Here is a 25238-nt window from a genome sequence, read left to right on the forward strand (position 1 = left end):
GATGGCTTCGCTTCGCTCGCAATGACGAAGCCTATTTGAACGCGGGCAACACGAAGATCGCGACACTGACCGCCATCGCGACGGCGAACACCAGCGAACGCGCGGTGGGCTTGTTGAAGATGTACAGCAGCGCGTGTGCGATACGCAGCACGATATAGAGCACCGCGAGCACATTCACGGTATAGACCGGCGCGCCCATGGTCAGCGCAATCACCACCGAGACCGCGAAGAACGGAAACGTTTCGAGCGCATTCTGATGCGCGGCGTAGGCCCGCCGCTTCTTCGGCGGCAGATTGTCGTAGTCCTCGCGCGGATAGCGGTTGTCGCTCTCGACCCCGAACCTGGCGTATTTGCCCAGCACATACGGCATCAGCGCGGCGATCAGAATGCACCAATAGGCGAGCGGCATCGAAAGTCCTCCGAATATCTGTTCCCTCTATCTCCGTGGCTTCACCGCTCGCTGTCAATACGCGGGAACCCGCTGTCTTCGCATTGTCCGCAACGGAACATAGCTTTGCTCCGTTCGTTGCCTCCGCTGAACAGGCTTATGAGTCAGGGAGTTTCAGGAATGGCTGCGACAGACGACACGGCCCGCGTATGGGATCTTGCGGAGAAAATTTCGGTTGCCATGCTGGCGACATGGGACGGCAGAAACCCGCATGCGCGGCCGATGAGCGCGCATATCGCGCGCGACGAAAACGCGTTCTATTTTCTGGCGGACAAACGTCATCACAAGGACGAGGACATCAGGAAATTTCCGACCGTGTGCCTCGCCTTCGCCGACGCCAGCGACCACAAGTACGTATCCATTTCAGGTGAAGCTTCGGTCTCCAGCGACCGCGCCAAGATCAAGGAGTTATGGAGCGCGTGGGCGAAAGCGTGGTGGGACTCCCCTGAGGATCCGAATGTCTGCGTGCTGAAAGTCGTCCCCACGGAGGCCGAATACTGGGACACGCCCGGCAAGGTGATCAGTTCGATCAAGATGGCGGTGGCCGCCGCGACAGGCAGCCGTCCCGACATCGGCGAAAACCGCAAGGTCACGATGTGACAAAACGATTTTCTCAAATCCCCGGCGAACCGCAGGAGATTCCGCCCGCGACGCCGGGGATGCCCACCGAGCCGCCGGTGGAAAGTCCGCCCGGCAATCCGCGCCCCGAGGTCCCGCCGCCGATGCATGATCCGGTTGAGCCGGATGCGCCGCGCGAGCTTCCTCCCGACGCGCCGGATGAGGCGCCGGTTAAAACGCCGCAGCGATGATCTGCGGCACAGCTTGTGGTGCAGCGCAACTGTGCTTGGCAGACGCGCATGTTGCAGCGATAGATTCGAAGCGTATCTTAACGTCCATTCATTCTCGGCGAGCCGATTCGCCGTGCGATGTGAAATAGTTCCAAGCGTTCTGGCTTCGCCACATTACCGCCTAATCACTCATCACTGATCGTTACTCACTTCGTTGCGACGGGCGGCAGCTTCACCGCTGCTTCACTTTCTTCACACCCCAGAGGCCTCATGAAGAACATTCGACTCATTCTGATGACGACAACAGCGATCGCTGCGATTCAGCTTTCGCACATACCGGCTCATGCCGAGACGTCGTCGATCGTCATCGCACAAGCCGCACCCGCGCCGGCCGATCCGAACGCACCGAAGGCTCCGCCGAAGGCAGCTCCGCCCGCACCTCCGAAGGCTGCACCGGCACCGCCGCCTGCCCCGCCGAGGGCTGCACCGCCTCCACCACCCGCTCCGCCGCGAGCCGCTCCTCCTCCGCCGCCGGCACCGCCGCGCGCTGCGCCTCCGCCGCCGCCCGCTCCGCCGAAGGCAGCTCCGCCTCCACCACCCGCACCTCCGAAAGCAGCTCCACCACCGCCACCGGCTGCTGCGCCCAAGGCACCTCCGCCACCGCCGCCTGCTCCACCAGCAGCAGCTCCGAAGGCCGCTCCGACACCACCGCCTGCACCGGCAGTTCCTCCCGCTGCACGCCCGGCAACACCTCCGCCGCCAGCTCCAGGCGCCGCACCTGCGCCGTCGGGCGGAGCAACACCGCCGGCCGGTGCGCCATCGGCCGCGCCCGCGCAACAGCGTCCACCGGGTGCGCCTCCGGTCGCGCCTGGCGTGCGTGATGTGACACCACCGCGTCCTGACGGCGCGCGTCCGCCTGCACCAAATGGCGCTGCGCCGACGCCTGCGACCCCGCCGGCTGCAACGACTCCTCCGGCTCCAGGAGCGACGCCTCCGACGACTCCAGGTGCAACGCCTCCTGCGACGCCGGGAGCAGCGCCCGGTGCGACACCACCGCCAGCGCCGGGACAACCGGGCTTCGGTGATCGCCGCGGCCAGCGTCAGGGCCCGCCTCCGGGTCTTCCCCCCGGCACGCCCGCAGCACCGGCGACGGCTCCCGTTGCCGCGCCGCTGCCGCCTGCGCCCGCGGTTCAGGCCACGCCGATTCCGGTCCAGCAGCCCGGCACACGTCCGGTCGGACGGATGGATGATTTCCGCAGCCAGCGTCAGCAGTCCACCGAAGGCGGACGTACAATCATCCGCGAACCGGGACGCGTCATCGTTCAGGATCCGAACGGACAGTCCTTCGTCCGTCACAACGACGTCGATCGTTTCCGCTACGGCGCGCGCGACGTTCGTGTGACCCGTGACGGCAGGGATACGCGCACCGTTGTCGTTCGTCCTGACGGCACGCAGATCATCACCGTCAACGATGAACGCGGCGGCCTGCTCCGGCGTATCCGCCGCGACCCGCGTGGCCGCGAGGTGATCATCATCGACAACCGGCGCGGACCCGGCTTCGGTGCTGGCCTCGCCGCCGGTGTGGTTGCCGGCGCCATCGGCGGCTACTTCGTGTCGCTGCCGCCGCCGGTCCTTCGCATTCCGGAGAACCGCTACATCGTCGAGGCGGAAGACGCATCGCCCGAACTGATCTACGACACCATGATCGCTCCCCCGGTCGAGCGGATCGAGCGGCCGTATTCGCTCGATGAAATCCGCTACAGCCCGTCGGTGCGTCAGCGCATGCCGAGCATCGATGTCGACAGCATCAACTTCGAGACCGGGTCGTGGGAGATTCCGCCGGATCAGGTTGGAAAGCTGCAGGCCATCGCCGACGGCATCAACCGTGCGATCCAGCGCAATCCGCAGACGGTGTTCCTGATCGAAGGACATACCGACGCGGTCGGAAGCGATGTCGACAACCTGTCGCTGTCGGATCGCCGCGCTGAATCGGCGGCCACACTCCTCACCCAGCAGTTCAACGTGCCTGCGGAAAATCTCACGTCGCAGGGCTACGGCGAGCAGTACCTGAAGGTGCCGACGGACGGACCGGAGCGGCGCAACCGCCGCGTCACCATCCGCAACATCACGCCGCTGCTCAACGGCGGCCAGGCCTCGCTGCCGGCACCGCCGGCGGGCACCGCGCCGCCGCGCCGCTAAGGCAAGGCGCAGACAACAAGACGGCCGGGATTTTTCCCGGCCGTTTTTGTTTGTGGTGCATGCTTACTGTTTCGGTTGCCCAAGCCCCAACGCATCCGCAATCACGCGGAACACCTCGGTGTTGTCCATCGAGCCGCGCACCCGATCGCTGCCCGGACCCGTCGCTGTGAGAATGACGTCCTCGCCGGAGTGAACGCTGGCGCCCATCATCGCCGGAAGATTACCGAGGCGCAGCATCGCGCCGGGCAACTCCTTGTGCTTGTCGTTGGCCTTGAACGTATTGGCCTCGTCGCCTTTCACGGTCGGCTCGTTGGGATGATCGAGCTTCGGGCGCAACGTCTCGTAGTGATCGGGCAGGCTGGCGGAGAAGATCGCCAGACGCCGGCTGACATCGATCCGCGCCGGATAACCCTCCGCATCCGGCGCGGGGTAGTTCGGGAAGCCTGCCTTGTCGTAGACGCCGACCCGCTCGCGCAGCGGCGCGTTCGGCAGCGTGGACATGTCGTCGTTGATGGTGCCGACCAGCGCATTGGGATGATTGTGGTCGGCAACCACGAGGATCAGCGTGTCGTCGCCGCGCTTCGCCGACCAGTCGCGTGCAAGCCGCACCGCATTGTCGAGCATGATCGTGTCGTAGACCGCGCGATCGAAATCGAGCGCGTGGGCATACTTGTCGATCAGCCCGGACTCCACCATCAGGAAGAAGCCGTTGCCGTTCTTCGACAGGACATCGAGCGCGGCCTGCATCTGCTGCGTCAGGTCGGGCTGGTCCGGCGATTTCGCAACGCCGCCGCCCTTGAGGAATTTGCGATCCAGCACGCCGTCCATGTTGCCCAGCGCAAACAGGCCGAGCAGCTTGCGCGTATCGGCCTTGTTCGCCGCCGCGGCGAGTTCGGTGGCGGTCGCCGCATAGGCGTAGCCGGCCTCCTTGAATTTTGCGACATAGTCGGTCTCGTCCGCGCGCTTCGAACCCGGCGCGCCCTTCGGCAGGAAGTTCGCGAGCCCGCCGCCCATCAGCACGTCAGGACCTGCCGCAAAGAACTGTTCGACAATGTCGTTATAGGTGTTGCGGCGGCGCGTGTGCGCGACCATCGCAGCCGGGGTCGCATCCTCGACTTCGGTGTTGGTGACAATGCCGATGGCCAGATCGAGCTTGCGCCGCGCGAGGCTGGTGATGGTTTCCACGCGCGGATCGTCGAACGGACTAGCTGTCCGGTCGGCATAGACACCCATGGCATTGACAACCGCCTTGTGACCGGTGGCGAATGCGCTGGCCGCATTGGCCGAGTCGGTGATGATCGAGTCCGAGCCTGCCGTCGCCACCAGCGCCATCTGCGGCATGTCGTCCATGGCGAGCTTGCCGAGGCTCTTGCCCTGCGCGATGCCCTTCGCCAGCAGCCGTGCAGCCACGCGATGCGCCGGCGACAGACCGTCGCCGATAAAGAGGATCACGTTCTTCGCCTTGCGTGCGCCGGTGCCGAACACATTCCAGGTCACGGTGCGGGAATTGACGCCATCGCTCGCAACCACGGTGTACGCACCGGGCGTATCCAGCGTTGCGCCGCGCAGCACCAGCGCTGACTGGTCCTTGTTGTCTTCGCGATCGATGAACAGCGGCGGGGCCTTGAGCGCCGCTGCCGCATCCTGACCGTTGATGGTGACGCGCACCTTGTCCTGATCCACTTTCGCGGCGAACTCCACCTTCAGATCGAACCGCGCACCCGACAGGATATCCGCGCGGTCGATCGGATAGATCGTTTGCGCGATTGCTCCGGTGTTGCAGGCCACTGCGGCGACAGCCGCGATAATCAGATGTCTCATAACGATGTCCACGTGAGGGTCGGGCGCGCGAGCGCGGAAATTATGAGCGCAAGATGACGGCTTGACTACAGGGTGCGGCAAAATGAAAAGGCGGACCGAACGGCCCGCCCTCGCAAAATTCATGCAGATGAGCTGCGTCTCAGCTCTTGTCGCTGTCGAGCTTCGGAATATTCGAGCCCTCGCCGGCCGAGAGCAGGCCGGTCCTGGTGTAGAGATCGAGCTTGCGGCGGGTGTCGGAAATATCGAGGTTGCGCATGGTCAACTGGCCGATGCGGTCGCCCGGCGTGAACGCCGCATCCTCGACCTTCTCCATGCTGAGCCGTTCCGGCGCATAGGTGAGGTTCGGACTTTCGGTGTTCAGGATCGAGTAGTCGTTGCCGCGGCGCAGTTCGAGCGTCACCTCGCCGGTGATCGCGCGCGCCACCCAGCGCTGCGCGGTTTCGCGCAGCATCAGGGCCTGCGAATCGAACCACCGCCCCTGATACAGCAACCGGCCAAGCCGCATGCCGCTGATCCGGTATTGCTCGATGGTGTCTTCATTGTGGATGCCGGTGACGAGACGCTCATAGGCGATGTGCAGCAGCGCCATGCCCGGCGCCTCGTAGATGCCGCGGCTCTTCGCCTCGATGATGCGGTTCTCGATCTGGTCGCTCATGCCGAGGCCATGACGCCCGCCGATGGCATTGGCCTCATAGAACAGCGCGACAGCGTCAGTGAACGTCTTGCCGTTCAGCGCCACGGGCTGGCCTTCCACAAAGCGCACCGAAACTTTCTCGGCCTTCACCGCGCAGTCGTCGCGCCAGAACGGAACGCCCATGATCGGATTGACGATTGTGATTCCGCTGTCGAGATGTTCGAGATCCTTGGCCTCGTGCGTCGCACCGAGGAGATTGCTGTCGGTCGAGTACGCCTTCTCGGCGCTCATCTTGTAAGCGAAGCCGGCGGCCTTCATGAACGCCGACATTTCCGCGCGCCCGCCCAATTCATCGATGAACTGCTGGTCGAGCCATGGCTTGTAGATCTTGAGGTCCGGATTGGTCAGCAGTCCGTAGCGGTAGAACCGCTCGATATCGTTGCCCTTGTAGGTCGAGCCGTCGCCCCAGATGTTGACGCCGTCTTCCTTCATCGCGGAGACGAGCATCGTGCCGGTGACGGCACGGCCGAGCGGCGTGGTGTTGAAATACGCGATGCCGCCGGTCGAGACGTGGAACGCGCCCGATTGAATCGCGGCGATGCCTTCATGAACCAGTTGCGTGCGGCAATCGACGAGGCGCGCTTTCTCGGCGCCGAACTCCATCGCCTTGCGCGGGATCTCGTCGTAGTCGGCCTCGTCCGGCTGGCCCAGATTGGCGGTGTAGGCGAAGACGCGCGCGCCCTTCTGCTTCATCCAGAGCAGCGCGGCGCTGGTATCGAGCCCGCCGGAGAAAGCGATGCCGACATTTTCCCCCTTGGGAAGGTTTTTCAGAATCGTACTCATGGGACTTCCCTTCGGGAGATTTCATTTGGGCGGTTTGGATGCACGGCTGGCAAGCCTCACCAGACCGGCTTTCTATAGAAAGATTGGCGGACGATGGGAAGATGAGGCACAGGGCCTCAACAAACACAATCGTCATCACCGGGCTTGACCCGGTGATCCATCAAAACGTGAACTTATTCAAAAAGATGGATTGCCGGGTCAAGCCCGGCAATGACACTCAGGGAGCATCACGCGCTGACCTGCCTCGGACGCTCCGCTAGGGCCGCAGAATAGGCGCTCCGCCGTCCGCAGCGGTCTCCGCCCCCGGCCTGATGCGCGGGGTCTCGCCGACGTCGCGGCCGAGGCGTTTCTGCCGCCAGCGATAGCCCGGCCATGCGAAGCGCGTCAGCCAGGCGTCGATGCCGTAGTCGGTCAGCCGCGTTGATGGCCAGCGGTAGATGAAGGCATAAGCCAGCCAGATCACGATGAACGACACAGTGCCGGAGAACAGCACATCGGTCAGAAAGTGGCCGCCGAAGGACATGCGAAGACCGCCGGTGAACACACCGAACGCAGTGGCCGCGACATAGGCCAGCGGACGCCACTGCGGCGGCGTCAGCGCGGCGGGCGCATAGGTCCAGAATGCAGTCGCGCCCTCGCCGGAAAAGAACGAACAGTTCTTCGGGCATGCGCCGCGCGGGTCCCACCAGGCCTTGAATTCAAGCGGCCCGTTGAACTCCGTCACCACCACCGGACGCGGACGGCCCCAGTAGCCCTTGAACACGATGTTCGACAGCACGATCGCCGAGAGCAACATCGTAACGATCAGAAACACCATGGCGCGGCCGGAGATCATCAGCGGCTTCACCGGACGGATCAGCTTGACGATCAGCGACACCAGCGCGGGCATCACCAGACCCCACGCAATCCACATCGCGCCGTCGCGGGCGATCGCGGCCCACGTGCTGGATTTCAGCGGAAAGCTTTTGGTCGTCGCGTCGTAGAAGAATGCGGCAACCTTCAGATCGAGTTCGGGATAGAGGCCGAACAGCAATCCGAAAACCACCGAGATCGCGAGCGCGATGTAGAGTCCGGTCCGGTTCATGGCGGGGGTTTAGCCGAGCCGGCAGGGGAATAAAAGTGGCCACACGCCGCATTCCGGCGGCCTCCCCCGATCCGTGTTAAGCTTTAAAACAGCACGGCAAAAACATGCCTTCAAAGCGGGAGCCTCCCAGGACCATGCCCAAGCCCGTTCTGGATTTCTGGTTCGATTTCGCCTCGGTCTATTCGTTCCTGTCCGCGACACGCATCGCGCCGCTGGCCGATGCCGCAGGTGTTCAGGTGCGGTGGCGGCCGTTTCTGCTCGGGCCGATTTTCGCGACTCAAGGCATGACGGATTCGCCGTTCAATCTGTTTCCGTTGCGCGGCAAGCACATGATCCGCGACGTGAAGCGCAGCGCGGACGAGATCGGCGTCGGCTTTCAGTGGCCGAGTGTATTTCCGCAATCGGCGGTGCTGGCGAGCCGCGTCGCACTGGTGGGATTGAAAGACACGTGGGGCGAGGATTTCAGCCGCGCGGTGTTTCACGCCGAATACGCCGAGAACCGCGTCATCTCTGAGCCAACCGTGATCGCCGACATCCTGACAAGAATCAAAGTGCCGGTGGATGCGACCTTCGCCAGCGCGCAGGCCGACGAGATCAAGACGGAGCTGCGCGAGCTGACGGCGGAAGCCCAGAGGCGCGAGTTCTTCGGTGCGCCGACATTCACCACGCAGGACGGTGAACTGTTCTGGGGCAACGATCGCCTCGAGCAGGCGCTGCGCTGGGCGAAGAAATAGTTCCCGTCACTGCGAGCGGAGCATTCCCGCTTCGGCATCAGTAAGATTGGATTGCTTCGTCGCCGCGCTCCTCGCAATGACGAACGAATCCGGCTTACCGCGGCAGGGGCGGCAACGGTGGCGGAGCCGGCGGCGACGTGCGCCACGCGCCGGCATTGCGGCCAGCGATCATCCAGTAGATCACGCCGCCGAGAATCCCCGCGCCGACCATCACTTCGAGATGCCGGCGGATGATGCCGTTGAAGGTCATGTTCACGGTGTCGAACGGGATGAAGGCAAGATAGCAGCACAGGCCCGCGAGGCCGCCTGCGACAGCGTAGGCAAGAATGTGCCGGATCGAAAACGCTTCGGTGACCAGCGCCATGATCAGGGCCGGCATCAGCGCGAATCCGCTGACAAGGATGAAGCCGAATCCGAGAATGAGATTGATCGCGCCCTGATCGAAATCGAGCGATACGTCGCTCATCTCCGGAAAGAAGATCGCGTAGATCACCACCGCGCCCGCCACGAAACACGCAGCGAGAAATCCGAAAAAAATTGCGAACAGACGTCCGATCACTGCCATGGGGAGCGATCAATAACCGTATGGAACGGAGTTACGGCCTGCAACCAACCAGTAAACATAACCTGCTACTGCTCCTGAGGCTGGATAGATCAACAAATTGATTACATCCCAACCGACAACAACTCCTAAGCATAACAAAGCTACACCAACGCCAATTGATATGTAAGCCACCGAAGAGCGCAATCCTGCAAGCTCCGCGCTTATCGCAACAATCAGGCCGGGGATAATGGTAAAGAGCAACACGAACGGAGTGAGACCAAGCGTCGCTGGCAAAATGAACAGAAGCACTTTCGAACTGGTCTTCGGCTCAACAAGCATGATCATGACAACATGAAAAATAGCGATCGCAAGAGACGCGGCGAATAATGCGCAGACATAGGCCAGAAGAATACGGCCAAGCCTGTACGCTCTCACGACATTCAATCCGTCATTGCCATGGCGCGCAGCGCCTGACGTTCGCGTGCGGACAATTTCTCGGTCTCGGACTTGAGCTGTCCGCAGGCGGCGAGGATGTCGCGGCCGCGCGGGGTGCGCACCGGCGACGAATAGCCAGCGTTGAAAACGTACTCGGAGAATTTTTCGATCTGCTCCCAGTCCGAGCATTCGTACCTGGTGCCCGGCCACGGATTGAACGGAATGAGATTGATCTTGGCCGGAATGCCTTTCAGCAATTTCACCAGCAGCTTGGCGTCATCCAGCGAATCGTTGATGCCCTTCAGCATCACATACTCGAACGTGATCCGGCGCGAGTTGGACGAGCCGGGATAGGCGCGGCAGGCGTCCAGCAGTTCCTTGATCGGATACTTCTTGTTCAGCGGCACCAGTTCGTTGCGCAACTCGTCGCGCACCGCATGCAGCGAAATCGCGAGCATGACGCCGATTTCGTCGCCGGTGCGCGCGATGTTCGGCACCACCCCGGACGTGGAGAGCGTGATGCGGCGGCGGGAAATGCCGATGCCTTCGTTGTCGGAGACGATCAGCAGCGCATCGCGCACCGCGTCGAAATTGTACAGCGGCTCACCCATGCCCATCATCACCACGTTGGTGACGAGGCGGTTGCCGTTCGGTGTTTCACGGTCGATCCAGTCATTGAGGCGATCGCGCGCCACCATGATCTGTCCGACGATCTCGCCGGCGGTGAGATTGCGCACCAGACGCTGGGTGCCGGTGTGACAGAACGAACAGTTGAGCGTGCAGCCGACCTGCGAGGAGACGCAAAGCGTGCCGCGATCGGTTTCGGGAATGTAGACGCACTCGACTTCGTGCGGACGCTCGGAGGCGTGACCGCTCGGCAAACGCAGCAGCCACTTGCGGGTGCCGTCGTTGGAGATCTGTTCGGCGACGACTTCAGGCCGGTCGACGGTGAAATGCTGCTCAAGCTCCGCGCGCATATCCTTCGACACGTTGGTCATGTCGGCGAAGCTTTGCGCGCCGCGCACATACATCCAGTGCCAGAGCTGCTGGACGCGCATCTTGCGCTGCTTTTCCGCCACCCCGATCTCGCCGAGACGCTGCGCCAGTTCCTCGCGCGACAGCCCCACCAGCGAGGGCTTCGCCGGCGGCACGTAGGTTTCCAGCGCGGTTTTTTCGAGGACGCCTGATTCCTGAATGCTTGGCGCTTCGGTCATGGTCATATCGATACGTGTCTCGGGGAAATGGCCGCGGCACGGGGCCGCTTGCACCGGAACCCGCGGTCCCGTGACCCGCTATATAGAGGCAATACCGGCCAATTGCGACCGTCTTTGCGGTATGCCGGGGCTACCGCCGGCACTCCTGCGCCAGCTTGTCCAGCGCCTGGGCCAACCCCTTGAGCGGGAACGTGTCGATGGTCTCGGTGCCCTTGGCGGAGACACCCTTGACGACGGCGTCCGCGCCCTTGCGCAGGGCGTCCACCAGCCGGTCTTCCTCGGCGGCATTCTTGATCCAGAGCCCGTCGCCCTGAGAGTACATCGCAAAGCGCGAGCCGGCGACTTCGACCGAACCTTCGGAGCCCGGCTTCAGCGTATAGCCGATCATGATCGACACTTCGTTCGACACCTTCTCGGCAGGGCGGGTCGAGATGAATGCGTAGGACGCATCGCGCGGACGGTTCGGCGGATTGGTTTTCGACGACGATGGCTTGGCAAGCGCGAAGCACACTTTCTTGCCGTTCGGTGTCGCGGTGTAGGCGCCCCAGGTGCCGAACTGGCCGATCAGCGACGGCTCGGCATTTCCGGCGGCGGCGGGTGCGGGTTTTGCGGGCGCGGCGCTCTTCGGTGCAGCTTTCGCAGGCGCAGCCGCTTTCGGCGCGGGCTTGGCGGCTTTGGGTTGCGGAGTTTGGGCGGATGCAAAATTTGCAAAGCCGACAACCGGCAGTGCCGCCACCAGAATTACCATCGCTCGCTGCAAGGACATCACCAAAACTGGTTCCTTCAATATTGTGACTGCAAGATGGCTCGCACTTCCGCGGGGACGTGCAATAGACCCCAAACGGCTTGTTGGAAAGTTAACCCGCCACCGCTGCGCTTTGCCGCATCCGCCCCTGAGCATCCCAGCCACAGACCGGCATGGCGGCGGACCGCGGTGTCTTTCCGAAAGCCCAGTGTTTCAAACATAGTTACATCCCGCAAGCATCATCGCCAGTCCGCAATTGCGATTGTAGCGCCGTGCCAAATCCGGCAAGAAGTCGAGCAAGATCCCGTCCTGCGAACTCTTCAGGTGTCTCGATGAAAGCCATTCTCTGTTCGGAATACTGCGGCCCCGACGATCTCGTCCTGAGCGATATTCCCGATCCGGTCGCGGGTCCCGGCGAAGTCGTGATCGCGATCAAGGCAGCGGCGCTGAATTTCTTCGACCTGCTGATGATTCAGGGCAAGTACCAGATCAAGCCGCCGTTTCCGTTTTCTCCGGCAGCGGAAATCGCCGGCGTGGTCGAGAGCGTCGGCGCGGGCGTCACCGATCTCAAGGCCGGCGATCGTATCGCTGCATCGTGCGGACATAACGGCGCGCGCCAGAAGATCGCTTTGCCGGCAAGCGCCTGCGTGAAGATTCCGGACAATCTCGACTTCGACCGCGCCGCGGGCGTCATCGTGATCTATGGCACCGCGCTTCATGCACTGGAAGATCGTGCCGATCCGAAGCCCGGCGAAACCCTTGTGGTGTTCGGCGCGGCGGGCGGCGTCGGCCTTGCGGCCTGCGAACTCGGCAAGGTGCTGGGCCTGAAGGTGATCGCCTGCGCCTCAAGCGACGAGAAACTCGAGTTCACGAAAAAGCATGGCGCCGACCTCACCATCAACTACGCCAAGGAAGACCTGAAGGAAGCGCTCAAGCGGGTCGGCGGCGAGAAGGGCATCGACATCGTGTTCGATCCGGTCGGCGGCAGCTATGCCGAAATCGGCGTGCGCTCGCTCGGCTGGAAGGGCCGTTTCCTGGTGATCGGTTTCGCCGCCGGTGACATTCCGAAGATTCCGCTCAATCTCGCGCTGCTCAAGGGCTGCGACATTCGCGGCGTGTTCTGGGGCGCGCACATGAAGCGCGAGCCGAAGCAGGGCCGCGCCGCGCTCGAGAAGCTGATGACGTGGGCGGCCGAGGGCAAGATTTCATCCCACGTCGACAGCACCTTCCCGCTGGAGAAGACCACCGAGGCGCTCAAGGTGCTTGCCGAGCGCAAGGCCATGGGCAAGGTGATTTTGCATCCGTAGGTTCAACGCAAAGAGGTGTCATGCGCGGGCTTGACCCGCGCATCCATCATTCTTCTTGAAAATTTTCAAAGGATGGATTGCCGGGTCAAGCCCGGCAATGACGTCTCGCGATTAAATCACGCTTCTTGGTCGTCCAGCCCGCGCGCCATCGCCTTGCGCGCGGCCTCGCGGTGTTCCGGCGTGATGTGGCTGGTCACCATCCGGATCGTCGTCGCCAGCACCGCGGCATCGTCGGTAAAACCGAGCACCGGCAGCATGTCGGGCACGAAGTCGAACGGCAGCACGAAATACGCGATCGCGCCCAGCAGCGCGACCTGCACATGGCGCGGCGTCTCGCGGTCGAACGCGCAGTAATAGGCGGCGAGCAAATCCTCGGCGAACGGCAATTTGGTCGCAACGCGCTTGAGCTTGAGCCAGAAATTCCGGCGCACGCGCTCAGGATCTTTCGCGAGCTTTTCAGCCCGTTCAAAATGCGCCGTATTGTCGGAGATCATGGTCAGTTCCTCACGGTTGCGCTCTGCAACGCGCATGCATCACATAAGAACCGCATACGCCCCTGCAAGACGTCATTGCGAGGAGCCCTTGCGACGAAGCAATCCAGCTTTCTTGCTTGTTCTCTGGATTGCTTCGCGGAGTTTATCATCGGGCCGGCGAAGCCGGACCCGTTGGCCCGCAATGACGGCTCAGCCCGCAATCCGGTCCATCGCTTCCGCGAGCGCGATGTCGCGCGCGGTCACGCCGCCCGCATCGTGGGTCGAGAGCACCACCTCAACGGTCTTGTAGACATTGCGCCATTCCGGATGGTGGTCGCTTTTTTCGGCCACCAGCGCGGCGCGGGTCATGAACCCGAAAGCCTCGTTGAAATCCCTGAATGTGAACGTCTTCGCAATGGCATCGCGCCCGGAGACATCCGACCAGCCCTTGAGCTTCACAAGCGCAGCCCGCCGCGCCTCTGCCGATAGCCGTTCAACCATGCGATCCTCCCCATTTCCGAATATTACGGTTCCTTAAGCACCCGCCTCGGCCTACCCAACGTATACCCGCAACAATGGGTCCGCCGGTCACGGAAAAGCCGCTCTCGGGCCGCTAACCATGCCGAACATGGAACCTGCGGACAGGCCCGCAGTCTGATATAATGGCGGCAGACGCCTGGAGGCGCGGTAACCCATGGGCTTCAGCGACATGTTTACCCGATCGATGGCTATGGAGGCACCCCGGTCGCCGGGCTCCACGCCGCCCCGGCCGCACAAGATGAAGGCCATGCTGATCGTGGTCGCTGCGGTGCTCGCTATCGTAGCCGCTGTCGGCGGAACGACCTACTGGCTCAATCGCCCCATTCATCTGCGGATCGCCGTCGGGCCTCCGTACAGCGATGACGTCAAGGTCATCCAGTCGCTCTCACAGATCTTTGCGCGGGACCGGAAATATATCCGGTTGCGCCCGATCATCACCGACGGCACGTCTTCGAGTGCGGCGAGCCTGAACGCGGGCACGACCGACCTCGCCGTCATTCGCGGCGATATCGAGCTGCCGAAAGATGCGCAGGCGATCGCCAGCATCCGCAAGAACTTCGCGGTGTTGTGGGCGCTGAACGGAAGCAGCAAGAAGGGCGCCATCAAGAAGATCGAGCAGCTTGCCGGCAAGCGCATCGGCGTCATCGGCCGCACCCAGGCCAATGTCAATCTGCTGAAGGTGATCCTGACGCAATCCGGCGTCGACCCCGAGAAGGTCCAGGTGGTGCAGTTCACCACGACGGGTTTTGCCGACGCGATCAAGAATGAAAAGCTCGATGCGTTTCTCGCCGTCGGCCCGCTGAACAGCAAGATCACCGCCGACGCAATTGCGGCAACGACGAAGGGTGGCAAGGAGCCCACCTTCCTGTCGGTGGAAACGGCGGATGCAATTGCGCAGAAGTATCCGGTCTATGAGTCGGGCGAAATTCCTGCCGGATCGTTCGGCGCAAAGCCCGCGCGGCCCGACGACAAGATCGATACCATCACGTTCGCGCATCACATCGTGGCGCGGAAATCCCTGTCGGAAGCCACGGCCGGCGCGCTGACACGCCAGTTGTTCTCGGTCCGCCAGACCATCCAGGGTGAATTCCCGCAGACGGCGAAACTCGAAACGCCCGACACCGACAAGGACGCCGCGATACCCGCGCATCCCGGCGCAGCAGCCTATGTCGACGGCGAAGAAAAAACCTTCCTCGACAGATACAGCGATTACATCTGGGGCAGCCTGATGGCGTTGTCCGCGCTGGGCTCCGCCGGCGCGTGGTTCGCGAGCTACTGGCGCAAGGACGAGCGCGTCACCAATTCCAACCTGCGCGAGCGGTTGCTGGAAATGCTGACGACGGCGCGCAAGACCACGTCGATCGACGAGCTTGATAGCATGCAGGCCGAAGCCGACGAGATCATGCGCGAGACACTGCACTGTTTCGAGGACGGCGCGATCGAGGAAGGATCGCTGACGGCGTTCAGCATCGCGCTCGAGCAATTCCACAACGCAGTGGCGGACCGCAAGACGTTCCTGCTCGACATGGCGTCGAACACCGCGCCGCCGGTGCGCAGCCACGTGGCCTGAACGGCGCTACACCGGGTCGCGCCACCTGCGCAATATCGCCAGCAAATCTTCGCGCAGATAGGGCTTTCTGAGCACCGGATAATGCTTGAACATCGGCGGCATGCTGGCGGGTCCGGAATATCCCGTGACGAATGCCAACGGAATCATTTGCCGTTTAAGCTGTTCTGCGACGGCAAAACTCTTTTCTCGATTCAATCCGACATCGAGCAGCGCAAAATCCGGCGCGCGTTCGGCAATCAGCTTCAGGGCACCGGCGACGTCGCGCGCGGTCCGCACCGACGCCACGCCAAAGCCGGTGATGGTTTCAGCGGAGTCCATTGCGATCAGCGGATCGTCTTCGACCAGCAGAACATCCCTTGGCAGATCGGATTTTGGCAGATCAGCAGGACTTGCAGCCGCCGGCCCGGGGGGGTCGATCGAGTTCATGAGTCACGTCCGAGGATGGGGTTGAAATACGTCCGCTGGGACCCCGGTCATGGCGCTCGAAAGCCGACATTCCTGTTCCCGCATGGAACCCAACACATAATCACCCGTTACGTCTGTGCACTTTTGAACACAAGCGCGCCGGAACCTGCGCTACGGTGACGCTCGGCGAGGAGACCATGACACGACAACTGGCAGCGGTCAGCGACGGCCGCCCATTCAACAATCTGCTTCGTTGGTTGAGCGCCGGAGATTTCGCGCTCATCGAACCATTCCTGGAATCCGCGGACGCCAAGGCGGACGACCTGCTCTACAATCCGGGCGATGACGTCCAGACCGTCTATTTTCCATGCGGTCCCAGTCTCGTGTCGTTCCTCGTGGCGAATGAAGACGGCCGCGATGTCGAGACCATTCTGGTCGGACGCGAAGGCGCGGTCGGCGGCATTGTCAGCCTGGGCTATCTGCCGGCCTACACGCGCATCACGGTCAAGGTCGCCGGCCCCTTCGTCCGGCTGCGCGTCGCAAAGCTCGATGCTGCCAAGACCCAATCCCCAACGCTGCGTTATCTTTTCGCGCGCTACGCCGACTGCATGCTGGCGCAGATCTTTCAGTCCACCGCCTGCAATGCGATCCATTCGATCGAGCAGCGCACGGCGAAGTGGATCCTGTCGGCGCGGGAGCGGACCGGCGAGGACCTTGTTCCCCTCACCCACGAGCAGTTATCGACCATGCTCGGGGTGGGACGAAGCTACACCAGCCGTGTCATCCAGGCCTTCAAGGCGGAAGGCATTCTGGAGACCCGCCGCGGGGCCATCCTGGTCCGCAACCCGGACGCGCTAGCGATCCGGTCATGCCTTTGCAACGACGCCGTCAAAGCTCATTTCGAGGAAGTTCTGCGCGGGGTCTATCCGGACGAGGCGAAGGCGACGTGACCGATCGATGGAGCCCCGTCATCACTCTGTAACAATGCTGGATAGGGCCGATGCGGCCCTTTGGGGCATCAACCTTGACCCCAAAATGGCCCGATAAAATGCCGTTCGGGCCGTTGTTTTTCGGCGAATTCTGACTATATTGCGCCGCAATGAGTGCCCGTGTGCCCGGTTCTTTTGAACCGGGCACCGCGTTTTTTGGGCGGGTGGTTCGATTCTGACATTTGCATCCCGTTCCCTCGACTCTCTTGCAAATGTCAGAATCAAAGAACCACCGGCAAAAATAACATGCTCGTGGAGCTTTGGATTTGACATTCGCCGAACGAACCCGCCGCACGACGGGTCGCGAATGTCAAATCCGCACCACGAGCGCGCACGACGACATCGGACCTGCACTCAGCCGCCTTTGCGGCGCCGCGCCCCATAGCTGGAAGACCTAAGACACATGAATTTGCGAAACATCGCCATCATCGCCCACGTCGACCACGGCAAGACCACGCTCGTCGACAAGCTGCTCCAGCAATCCGGCACCTACCGCGAGAACCAGCGGCAGGTCGAGCGCGCGATGGATAGCAACGATATCGAACGCGAACGCGGCATCACCATTCTGGCCAAGTGCACTTCGGTCGAGTGGGAAGACACCCGCATCAACATCGTCGACACGCCGGGCCACGCCGACTTCGGCGGTGAGGTCGAGCGCATCCTGTCGATGGTCGACGGCGTGATCGTTCTCGTCGACGCCGCCGAAGGCCCGATGCCGCAGACCAAGTTCGTGGTCGGCAAGGCGCTCAAGCTCGGCCTCAAGCCGATCGTCGCGATCAACAAGGTGGACCGCCCCGACGCGCGCGTCACCGAAGTCGTCAACGAAGTGTTCGACCTGTTCGCTGCGCTGGATGCCACCGACGAACAGCTCGACTTCCCGATCCTGTACGGCTCCGGCAAGAACGGCTGGATGGGCAACAGCGAGACCGAGAACGACAAGGGCATGAAGCCGCTGTTCGATCTCGTCATCAAGCATGTCGCGCCGCCGGTGGTGGAAGAAGGTCCGTTCCGCCTGCTCGGCACCATCCTCGAAGCCAACCCCTATCTCGGCCGCATCATCACCGGCCGCGTCGCCTCCGGTTCGGTGAAGCCGAACCAGTCGGTGAAGGTGCTGTCGCGTGACGGCAAGGTCGTCGAAACCGGCCGCATCACCAAGATCCTCGCGTTCCGCGGTCTCGAGCGCCAGCCGGTCGAACTCGCCGAAGCCGGCGACATCGTTGCGATTGCGGGCCTGACCAAAGGCACCGTCGCCGATACGTTCTGCGATCCCACGGTCGAGACGCCGATCCAGGCGCAGCCGATCGATCCGCCGACCGTGTCGATGTCGTTCATCGTCAACAACTCGCCGCTCGCCGGCACCGAAGGCGACAAGGTCACCAGCCGCCTGATCCGCGACCGTTTGCTGCGCGAAGCCGAAGGCAATGTCGCGCTGCGCGTGGTCGAAGCCGCCGACAAGGATTCGATGGAAGTCTCGGGCCGCGGCGAATTGCAGCTCGCGATCCTGATCGAGAACATGCGCCGCGAAGGCTTTGAACTCTCCGTGTCGCGTCCGCGCGTCGTGCTGACCAAGAACGAGGACGGCCAGATTCTGGAGCCTGTCGAGGAAGTCGTCATCGACGTGGACGAGGAATTCTCCGGCGTGGTCGTTCAGAAGATGAGCGAGCGCAAGGCCGAGATGATCGAGATGCGCCCGTCCGGCGGCAACCGCCTGCGTCTGGTGTTCTACGCGCCGACCCGCGGCCTGATCGGCTATCAGGGTGAACTGATGACCGACACGCGCGGCACGGCGATCATGAACCGCCTGTTCCACGACTACCTGCCGTACAAGGGCGAAATCCAGGGCCGCCGCAATGGCGTGCTGATCTCCAACGAGCAGGGCGAAGCCGTTGCCTACGCGATGTTCAAGCTGGAAGACCGCGGCCCGATGATGATCGAGCCGGGCTGGCGCGTTTACCGCGGCATGATCGTCGGCGAGCACACCCGCGAGAACGACCTCGAGATCAACGTGCTCAAGGGCAAGCAGCTCACCAACATCCGCACCACCTCGAAGGACGAAGCGGTGCGCCTGACGCCCCCGATCCGCATGACGCTGGAAAAGGCACTGGCCTATATCGAGGACGACGAGCTGGTCGAAATCACGCCGAAGTCGATCCGCCTGCGCAAGCGCCATCTCGATCCGAACGAGCGCAAGCGCGCCGAGAAGTCCAAGGAAGCGCTGGTCGGCTAAGACGGCCCGCCTCTTTCCAAATCTTGATGATGCCCGGCCTTGTGCCGGGCATTGTCGTCTTATAGGTCGGTTAGACTGAAGTCATGAATGGCCGGGACAGGCCCGCCAGGAATACCGGACCCGGGTCTCGAATGCCCCTTCCCTCCGACATCGATGTTGCGATCATCGGCGCCGGTGCGGCCGGCCTTGCTGCCGCGCGCACGCTGGAAAATTCGGGGCTGTCCGTTCTCGTTCTCGAAGCGCGCGAGCGCATCGGCGGCCGCAGCCAGACCGTGATCCTGCCCGGCGACATCGTGTTCGATGTCGGCTGCGAGTGGCTGCATTCCGCCGACAAGAATCCGTTCGTGGCGATCGCGCGCGATCTCGGCTTCGAGATCAACGAGACGCGTCCGCGCTGGCGCGAGCAGAGTCTCAACGCCGGCTTTCCGCCGCAGGCCCGCGAGGAATTCCTCGCGGCGATGGACGCCTTCGATGCCCGTGTCAGCGCGGCGTCCGATCTGCCGGACGATACGCCGGCCAGCAAATGGCTCGAACCTGGCATTCCCTGGAACGCGCAGATCAATGCGATCAGCACCTACATCAACGGCACCGAGCTCGATCGCGTCTCGACCTATGACTTCGATGCGTATGAAGACACCGGCATCAACTGGCGGGTGCGGCGCGGCTATGGCGCGCTGATCGCGGCCTATGGCGCGCCGTGCCCGGTGGCGCTGAATACGAAGGTGACGCTGATCGATCATTCCGGCGCGCGGATCAGGATCGAGACCTCGCAGGGAACGATCTCCGCCCGCAAGGTGATCGTCACCGCACCGACCGACCTGATCGCCAATGAATCGATCCGCTTTCATCCCCCGCTGCCGGGCAAGGTGAGCGCTGCGGCCGGACTGCCGCTCGGCCTCGCGGACAAGGTGATGCTGGCGCTGGACGATCCTGAATCGCTGCCGAGCGACGGGCATCTCTATGGCGCGCTCGATCGTGTCGGCACCGGCAGCTATCACCTGCGCCCGATGGGCCAGCCCTGCATCTCGGGATTTTTCGGCGGCGCGTTCGCACGCGGACTTGAGGATGCCGGAGGCGGCGCGCTCGCGGCGCAAGCCATCGATGAACTGGTCATGCTGCTGGGATCGGACTATCGCCGCAAGCTGAGGCCGCTCGCGGAAACCCGCTGGGCGCACGATCCGTTCGCGCTCGGATCGTATTCGCACGCGCTCCCCGGACATGCCGACGACCGCGCCGTACTCGCCGCCCCGGTCGATGACCGGCTGTTCTTTGCGGGCGAAGCGACCTCGCCGAACTTCTTCACCACCGCCCACGGCGCGCAGGAGACCGGCGTGCGGGCGGCAGGGGAGGTGGTGGGCAGGAGCGCGGCTTAACGCGTCGCGACGTCGCGTTATTTCTTCTTCGCACTCAAGCCCTGCACGACAGGCCCCGGCAAATTCAGCCCCGCGGCATTGGCGAGAATCGATTCAATCATCCCCTCCTCCCCCGCTTCCGCGAGCCAGTGGCCTTCCTTGCCGAACGGCGGCAGCACCTGAAAATCCACCTTGTCGTCACCGGCCTCGATGAAGGCATCGGCCAATTTTTTTGAGAACTCCGGCGGAAAATACGAATCGTTTTCCGCCACCAGCCATGTCACCGGCACTTTGGCGTCCTCGCCGAATTCCTTCGCTGCGGCGATGAGTTTCTCCGGCGCGCAGATGTTGTTCGCGCGATCATCCTTGCGTCCGCCGCGCCCCGGCGCGAACACGACGATCGACGAAATGCTTTTCGGACTCTGATCCGCCAGCGCCAGCGCGCCCCAGCCTCCCGCCGAATGCCCGACGATCACCGACGCGTCCTTGCGGATGAACGCCTGTGTGCGCATGAAATTGAGCGCGGCTGTGATCGCTTCGGCTGTTGAGCGCGCGGACATCGCATATTCGGCGTTGTCGCAGCCTTCCTGGTCTTCGAGATAGGGGCCGCCGGTCTTGCCGTGACCGAGCCGCTGCGGCACCAGCACGGCAAAGCCGCGCGCCACCAGCGCCGCGGCCAGCGCCGGATATTCCGGCTGCGGCATCTGCGCACGCGCCAGCCGGTTTTGCGTCGAGGCATGGGCGATCACGGCGAGACGAAACGGGCCTTTGCCGGCGGGGCGAAACAGAACCGCTCGCGAAGGTGTGATCTGGTCCTGCGTCGGCACCAGCCATTCCTGACGCCGATTCGGCGCTGCTTCGCCGCCTCGCGCGCCCAGCTGATTCTCGCCCCAGACGGGTGTTTGCGGCAAAAGACCAACCGCAAGAAGCAGGGTGGCCACCTTGAACAATGCGTTTTTTGTCATCTGCGGCGATCATTGCCCGGCGCCGACAGCCAAGCCAAGCGGTTTACCGCATCGTCCTGTCCTCTTTCGGTACAACCCGGCCTTGGACCTGATGCAAAAAGCTCACATATTAACCGATAATTAACGATGGACCTTGAAGGCGGGGCCGCGAGTTGCTTTGATTGCACCATGAGCACGATCCTTATCGAAGTCCGGCCAGCCAAGGCCTCCGATGCGTCAGCAGTCGCTGCGACGCACGATGAGGCGTGGCGCGCGGCCTACCAGGGAATCATCCCCGGTGCCGAACTCGAAAAGCTGATCAACCGCCGCGGCCCGCAATGGTGGGATTCCGCGATCCGAAAGGGCAGCCGCGTCAGCGTGTTGTCGTTCGGCGACAAGGTCGCGGGCTACGCCAATTACGGCCGCAACCGCGCCCGCAGCCTGCATTTCGAAGGCGAAATCTACGAGCTTTACCTGCGCCCGGAATTCCAGGGCCTCGGCTTCGGCCGCCGCCTGTTCACCGCCGCCAAGCGCGATCTGATCCAGAGCGGGCTGAAAAGCATGGTGATCTGGGCGCTTTCGGACAACGAGCCGGCGGTCGAATTCTACCGCACCCTCGGCGGCCGCATGGTCGCGCGCTCCTCGGAGCGATTCGGCGGCAAGTCGCTCGACAAGGTCGCGTTTGCCTGGACTGCGTAATTCGCGTCCCCACGTCCTGAGACCAGTCCTTTTATCCTTTTGGCTAGTCTTTTCGGGCTTCCAGCCCCGCTCCCGATTGGCTAACCAGCGAATTCGACCGAATCCAACCCAAGGCCTGTCATGCGTATCGACGCGATTTCCCTCGGTAAAAACCCACCCCACGAAGTCAACGTCATCATCGAAGTGCCGGTCGGCGGCGAGCCGATCAAGTATGAGATGGACAAGGAGGCCGGCACGCTGGTGGTCGATCGCTTCCTTTACACGGCGATGCGCTATCCGGGGAATTACGGGTTCATCCCGCACACCCTCTCCGACGATGGCGATCCGTGCGACGTGCTGGTCGCCAACACCCGCGCCATCGTGCCGGGTGCCGTGATCGCGGTGCGCCCGGTCGGCGTGCTGTTCATGGAGGATGAGGCCGGCGGCGACGAGAAAATCATCGCAGTGCCGACGTCGAAGCTGACCCAGCGCTACGACAAGGTGCAGAACTACAGCGATCTGCCTGACATCACCCTGCAACAAATCCAGCATTTCTTTGAACACTACAAGGATCTCGAACCCAACAAGTGGGTCAAGGTGCTGCGCTGGGGCAATGCGGACGACGCCCGCAAGCTGATCGTCGAAGGCATCGAGCGCGCCAAGAAGAAGTAAGAGCCAGACAAAGCGGGGGATTCAAACGATGCGCCGTGCAATCAGAATCCTCCGCAACATCATTCTCCTCTTGATCGCGGCCGTCGTCATTCTCGCAGCCGTTCTGGTTGCGAACGCCTGGCGAAAATCCTCGCAGCAGATCGCGGTCAGTCCGGTTGCGCCCGTCACCATCGACGAGCAGGCGGCGGCGCAGCGGCTCGGTGCGGCGGTCCGGCTGCAGACCATCGCCAGCGTCACCGATGCCGATCAAAGCGCGGACGCTTTCCGCGCGCTGCATGATCTGATCGCCGCAAGTTTTCCGGCGTTTCATGCCGCCGCCAAACGCGAGATCGTCGCCAATTACAGCCTGCTCTACACATGGGAAGGCAGCGATCCGAAGGCCGCGCCGATCGCGCTGCTGGCGCATCAGGACGTGGTGCCGATCGCGCCCGGCACAGACGGCGACTGGCAGGTGCCGCCGTTCAGCGGAGCGGTCAAGGACGGCTTCATCTGGGGCCGCGGCTCGTGGGACGACAAGGGCAACCTGTTTTCGATGCTCGAGGCGGTCGAGCAACTGGCGAAGGAAAACTTCCGCCCGAAGCGAACGGTCTATCTCGCGTTCGGACATGACGAGGAAGTCTCCGGCAAGCGCGGCGCAATGGCGATGTCGAAGCTGCTGCAATCGCGCGGCGTGCGTCTCGATTTCGTTTTCGATGAAGGCCTGCTGATCACCGAGGGAATTCTCAAGGGCGTCGACAAGCCGGTCGCGCTGATCGGCGTCGCCGAAAAGGGTTACGTCACACTCGACCTGTCCACCACCGCAACGCCGGGCCATTCGTCATTGCCGCCGCGCGACACCGCCATCGGCAAGCTGAGCGCGGCGCTGACACGGCTGGAGAGGAAACCGTTTCCTGCCGCCGTCAGCGGCGTGATGCGCGAGACACTGCAAACCGCCGCACCCGAAATGGATTTCGGCAGCCGCGTCGCGCTGTCGAATCTGTGGCTGCTCGAACCGCTCGTGCGCCGTCAGATGGAGAAGACCGCGCAGACCGCGGCCGCGATCCGCACCACCACGGCGATCACGATCTTCAATGCCGGCAACAAGGAAAACGTACTGCCGGGCCGCGCCGAGGCCACGGTGAATTTCCGGCTGCTGCCGGGCGAGACCGAGGAGAGCGTGATCGCCTACGTCAAATCGATCGTCGCAGACGATCGCGTCAAGGTGACGCCGAAGCCCGGCAACACCAACCCGCCGCCGGTCACATCCACCGCCAGCCCGAGCTATCAGGCCGTGAACCGGACGATCCGCGAAATCTTTCCTGATGTCCTTGTGGTGCCGGGCCTGATGGTCGCGGCGACGGATTCGCGCAACTATCTCGACGTCACCGACAGCATCTTCCGGTTCTCGCCGGTGCGCGCGACAGCGGAGGACCTGAAGCGTTTTCATGGCACCGACGAGCGGCTCAGTGTGAAGAATTACGCCGACATGATCCGGTTCTACCGGCGGCTGATGCAGAACACCGCGAATCCGTAGTCTCAGCGCCGTTCCGGCGAAGCCGGACCCGTGGGCCGGGACGACGAGAAAACTTTTTCCTTGTGCAAAGAAATCGGTCATCCTGAGGAGCCGCGCACTCGCGCGGCGTCTCGAAGGATGGGCGGAAATCACGGTTGTCATCCTTCGAGGCTCGCCGAAGATGGCTCGCACCTCAGGATGACGACGCGCGTTAAACCGCCGGCGGCTTGAGACCCTTGATCGCGCTGGCGGCGCGCAGCGTGTTCACCAGCAGACACGCCACCGTCATCTGGCCGACACCGCCCGGCACCGGCGTGATCGCGCCGGCAACACCGAGCGCTTCCTGATAGGCGACGTCGCCGACCAGCTTGTTCTTGCCGTCCGCGCCCGGAATGCGGTTGATCCCGACATCGATCACCGTTGCGCCCGGCTTGATCCAGTTGCCCCTGACCATCTCCGGCTGTCCGACCGCGGCGAGCACCAGATCGGCGCGCTTGCAGATGTCGGCGAGATCGCGCGTGCGCGAATGCGCGATGGTCACCGTGGCGTTTTCGTTGAGCAATAACTGCACCAGCGGACGGCCCACCAGATTCGAGCGCCCGATGATGACGGCGTTCATGCCTTGCAGCGACGCATGAACCGTCTTGGCGAGAATGATGCAGCCGAGCGGCGTGCACGGCGTCAGCGCGGGCAAACCGTTGGCCAGCCGCCCGGCATTGATCGGGTGCAGGCCGTCGACATCCTTCGCCGGATCGATGGCGTTAATCACCGTCTGCGTATCGAGGCCCTTCGGCAGCGGAAGCTGCACCAGAATGCCGTGAACGGCCGGGTCTGCGTTGAGCTTCGCGATCAGCGCCAGCAGATCCTTCTGCGGCGTATCCGCCGGCAGCTTGTGTTCGAACGACGCCATGCCCGCGGCCTCGGTCTGCTTGGCCTTGTTGCGGACATAGACCTCGGAAGCGGGATCATTGCCGACCAGAACCACGGCCAGTCCCGGTGTGAGGCCATGATCGCGTTTGACGCGCCCTACTTCGTCCGCAACACGGGCACGCAGGTCTGCGGCGATGACTTTTCCGTCGATAATCTTGGCCGGCATCGGT

At 63.0% G+C, this 25238-nt stretch carries 26 protein-coding genes; 12 read left to right on the forward strand and 14 right to left on the reverse strand.

Going from position 1 to position 25238, the window contains the following annotated elements; genetic code table 11:
• Positions 1-31 precede the first annotated feature (31 nt).
• Positions 32-409, reverse strand: coding sequence for an MAPEG family protein (locus ACP7AL_RS05130; RefSeq protein WP_425989528.1), 378 nt, complete (start codon positions 407-409; stop codon positions 32-34).
• A gap of 159 nt (positions 410-568) precedes the next feature.
• On the opposite strand from ACP7AL_RS05130, the gene ACP7AL_RS05135 reads away from it, so the two are divergent.
• Both ACP7AL_RS05135 and ACP7AL_RS05140 read left to right on the forward strand, forming a co-directional pair.
• Positions 569-1048, forward strand: a complete 480-nt coding sequence (locus tag ACP7AL_RS05135; RefSeq protein ID WP_425989530.1) for a pyridoxamine 5'-phosphate oxidase family protein — start codon at positions 569-571, stop codon at positions 1046-1048.
• Positions 1045-1257: a hypothetical protein gene (locus ACP7AL_RS05140; RefSeq protein ID WP_024921135.1), complete on the forward strand. Its 213-nt coding sequence runs from the start codon at positions 1045-1047 to the stop codon at positions 1255-1257. Before ACP7AL_RS05135 ends, ACP7AL_RS05140 begins: the two co-directional genes overlap by 4 nt.
• A gap of 343 nt (positions 1258-1600) precedes the next feature.
• Here ACP7AL_RS05140 and ACP7AL_RS05145 read toward each other — a convergent pair whose 3' ends face one another.
• Positions 1601-2083: a hypothetical protein gene (locus ACP7AL_RS05145; protein ID WP_425989532.1), complete on the reverse strand. Its 483-nt coding sequence runs from the start codon at positions 2081-2083 to the stop codon at positions 1601-1603.
• Positions 2084-2118: 35 nt separating this feature from the next.
• Between ACP7AL_RS05145 and ACP7AL_RS05150 the strand changes: the two genes are divergently transcribed.
• Complete coding sequence (locus ACP7AL_RS05150; RefSeq protein WP_425989534.1) at positions 2119-3435, forward strand: OmpA family protein; 1317 nt, start codon at positions 2119-2121, stop codon at positions 3433-3435.
• Positions 3436-3498: 63 nt separating this feature from the next.
• Here the strand turns inward: ACP7AL_RS05150 and ACP7AL_RS05155 are convergent, their stop codons facing one another.
• The 3 genes from ACP7AL_RS05155 to ACP7AL_RS05165 form a co-directional block, all read right to left on the reverse strand.
• The gene (locus ACP7AL_RS05155) at positions 3499-5256 is read right to left on the reverse strand and encodes an alkaline phosphatase (protein WP_425989536.1); all 1758 of its coding nucleotides are present in this window, start codon (positions 5254-5256) and stop codon (positions 3499-3501) included.
• Positions 5257-5395: 139 nt separating this feature from the next.
• On the reverse strand, positions 5396-6733 hold the full coding sequence (argG, locus tag ACP7AL_RS05160; protein ID WP_425989538.1) for an argininosuccinate synthase: 1338 nt from the start codon (positions 6731-6733) through the stop codon (positions 5396-5398).
• A 256-nt stretch (positions 6734-6989) separates the two neighbouring features.
• Positions 6990-7817: a phosphatase PAP2 family protein gene (locus ACP7AL_RS05165; RefSeq protein WP_425989540.1), complete on the reverse strand. Its 828-nt coding sequence runs from the start codon at positions 7815-7817 to the stop codon at positions 6990-6992.
• Positions 7818-7951: 134 nt separating this feature from the next.
• Between ACP7AL_RS05165 and ACP7AL_RS05170 the strand changes: the two genes are divergently transcribed.
• Positions 7952-8551: a 2-hydroxychromene-2-carboxylate isomerase gene (locus ACP7AL_RS05170; protein ID WP_425989542.1), complete on the forward strand. Its 600-nt coding sequence runs from the start codon at positions 7952-7954 to the stop codon at positions 8549-8551.
• Between the two features lie 94 nt (positions 8552-8645).
• Here ACP7AL_RS05170 and ACP7AL_RS05175 read toward each other — a convergent pair whose 3' ends face one another.
• The 4 genes from ACP7AL_RS05175 to ACP7AL_RS05190 all read right to left on the reverse strand — a co-directional run bounded on the left by ACP7AL_RS05175 (position 8646) and on the right by ACP7AL_RS05190 (position 11492).
• On the reverse strand, positions 8646-9116 hold the full coding sequence (locus ACP7AL_RS05175; RefSeq protein ID WP_006023432.1) for a hypothetical protein: 471 nt from the start codon (positions 9114-9116) through the stop codon (positions 8646-8648).
• A gap of 9 nt (positions 9117-9125) precedes the next feature.
• On the reverse strand, positions 9126-9530 hold the full coding sequence (locus tag ACP7AL_RS05180) for a hypothetical protein (RefSeq protein ID WP_291620789.1): 405 nt from the start codon (positions 9528-9530) through the stop codon (positions 9126-9128).
• 5 nt (positions 9531-9535) lie between these two features.
• The gene (gene rlmN, locus ACP7AL_RS05185; protein ID WP_425989544.1) at positions 9536-10750 is read right to left on the reverse strand and encodes a 23S rRNA (adenine(2503)-C(2))-methyltransferase RlmN; all 1215 of its coding nucleotides are present in this window, start codon (positions 10748-10750) and stop codon (positions 9536-9538) included.
• Positions 10751-10874: 124 nt separating this feature from the next.
• Positions 10875-11492 (reverse strand): invasion associated locus B family protein, encoded by a 618-nt coding sequence (locus ACP7AL_RS05190; RefSeq protein ID WP_425990025.1) that lies wholly within the window; start codon positions 11490-11492, stop codon positions 10875-10877.
• Positions 11493-11821: 329 nt separating this feature from the next.
• Here ACP7AL_RS05190 and ACP7AL_RS05195 point away from each other — a divergent pair, with 329 nt between their 5' ends.
• Complete coding sequence (locus tag ACP7AL_RS05195; RefSeq protein WP_425989546.1) at positions 11822-12796, forward strand: NADPH:quinone oxidoreductase family protein; 975 nt, start codon at positions 11822-11824, stop codon at positions 12794-12796.
• A gap of 116 nt (positions 12797-12912) precedes the next feature.
• Here ACP7AL_RS05195 and ACP7AL_RS05200 read toward each other — a convergent pair whose 3' ends face one another.
• Together ACP7AL_RS05200 and ACP7AL_RS05205 are read right to left on the reverse strand one after the other, a co-directional pair.
• A complete protein-coding gene (locus tag ACP7AL_RS05200) occupies positions 12913-13290 on the reverse strand; it encodes a YkvA family protein (protein ID WP_425989548.1) in 378 nt (125 codons plus the stop codon).
• 189 nt (positions 13291-13479) lie between these two features.
• Positions 13480-13770 carry a 4a-hydroxytetrahydrobiopterin dehydratase gene (locus ACP7AL_RS05205; RefSeq protein ID WP_006023426.1) on the reverse strand — a complete coding sequence of 97 codons (291 nt, stop codon included), beginning with the start codon at positions 13768-13770 and terminating at the stop codon, positions 13480-13482.
• Between the two features lie 193 nt (positions 13771-13963).
• Between ACP7AL_RS05205 and ACP7AL_RS05210 the strand changes: the two genes are divergently transcribed.
• Positions 13964-15379, forward strand: a complete 1416-nt coding sequence (locus ACP7AL_RS05210; RefSeq protein ID WP_425989550.1) for a TAXI family TRAP transporter solute-binding subunit — start codon at positions 13964-13966, stop codon at positions 15377-15379.
• 6 nt (positions 15380-15385) lie between these two features.
• Here the strand turns inward: ACP7AL_RS05210 and ACP7AL_RS05215 are convergent, their stop codons facing one another.
• Positions 15386-15805, reverse strand: a complete 420-nt coding sequence (locus ACP7AL_RS05215) for a response regulator (RefSeq protein WP_425989552.1) — start codon at positions 15803-15805, stop codon at positions 15386-15388.
• A gap of 176 nt (positions 15806-15981) precedes the next feature.
• Between ACP7AL_RS05215 and ACP7AL_RS05220 the strand changes: the two genes are divergently transcribed.
• From ACP7AL_RS05220 to ACP7AL_RS05230, 3 genes are all read left to right on the forward strand, one after another.
• Positions 15982-16734, forward strand: a complete 753-nt coding sequence (locus tag ACP7AL_RS05220; protein ID WP_425989554.1) for a Crp/Fnr family transcriptional regulator — start codon at positions 15982-15984, stop codon at positions 16732-16734.
• 442 nt (positions 16735-17176) lie between these two features.
• A complete protein-coding gene (gene typA, locus ACP7AL_RS05225; RefSeq protein ID WP_006023422.1) occupies positions 17177-19000 on the forward strand; it encodes a translational GTPase TypA in 1824 nt (607 codons plus the stop codon).
• A gap of 131 nt (positions 19001-19131) precedes the next feature.
• Positions 19132-20373: a flavin monoamine oxidase family protein gene (locus tag ACP7AL_RS05230; protein ID WP_425989556.1), complete on the forward strand. Its 1242-nt coding sequence runs from the start codon at positions 19132-19134 to the stop codon at positions 20371-20373.
• A gap of 17 nt (positions 20374-20390) precedes the next feature.
• On the opposite strand, the gene ACP7AL_RS05235 is transcribed toward ACP7AL_RS05230, so the two are convergent.
• Positions 20391-21317, reverse strand: coding sequence for an alpha/beta hydrolase family protein (locus tag ACP7AL_RS05235; protein ID WP_425989558.1), 927 nt, complete (start codon positions 21315-21317; stop codon positions 20391-20393).
• Positions 21318-21485: 168 nt separating this feature from the next.
• Between ACP7AL_RS05235 and ACP7AL_RS05240 the strand changes: the two genes are divergently transcribed.
• From ACP7AL_RS05240 to ACP7AL_RS05250, 3 genes are all read left to right on the forward strand, one after another.
• Positions 21486-21995 carry a GNAT family N-acetyltransferase gene (locus ACP7AL_RS05240; RefSeq protein WP_041713123.1) on the forward strand — a complete coding sequence of 170 codons (510 nt, stop codon included), beginning with the start codon at positions 21486-21488 and terminating at the stop codon, positions 21993-21995.
• A 120-nt stretch (positions 21996-22115) separates the two neighbouring features.
• Positions 22116-22646 carry an inorganic diphosphatase gene (gene ppa, locus ACP7AL_RS05245; protein ID WP_006023418.1) on the forward strand — a complete coding sequence of 177 codons (531 nt, stop codon included), beginning with the start codon at positions 22116-22118 and terminating at the stop codon, positions 22644-22646.
• Between the two features lie 28 nt (positions 22647-22674).
• Complete coding sequence (locus tag ACP7AL_RS05250) at positions 22675-24159, forward strand: M20 family peptidase (protein ID WP_425989561.1); 1485 nt, start codon at positions 22675-22677, stop codon at positions 24157-24159.
• 190 nt (positions 24160-24349) lie between these two features.
• Here the strand turns inward: ACP7AL_RS05250 and folD are convergent, their stop codons facing one another.
• Positions 24350-25234, reverse strand: a complete 885-nt coding sequence (gene folD / locus ACP7AL_RS05255) for a bifunctional methylenetetrahydrofolate dehydrogenase/methenyltetrahydrofolate cyclohydrolase FolD (protein ID WP_425989563.1) — start codon at positions 25232-25234, stop codon at positions 24350-24352.
• Positions 25235-25238 lie beyond the last annotated feature (4 nt).

The organism is Afipia sp. DC4300-2b1, assembly GCF_049895725.1.
In the GTDB taxonomy this organism is placed as follows: Bacteria; Pseudomonadota; Alphaproteobacteria; order Rhizobiales; family Xanthobacteraceae; genus Afipia; species Afipia broomeae.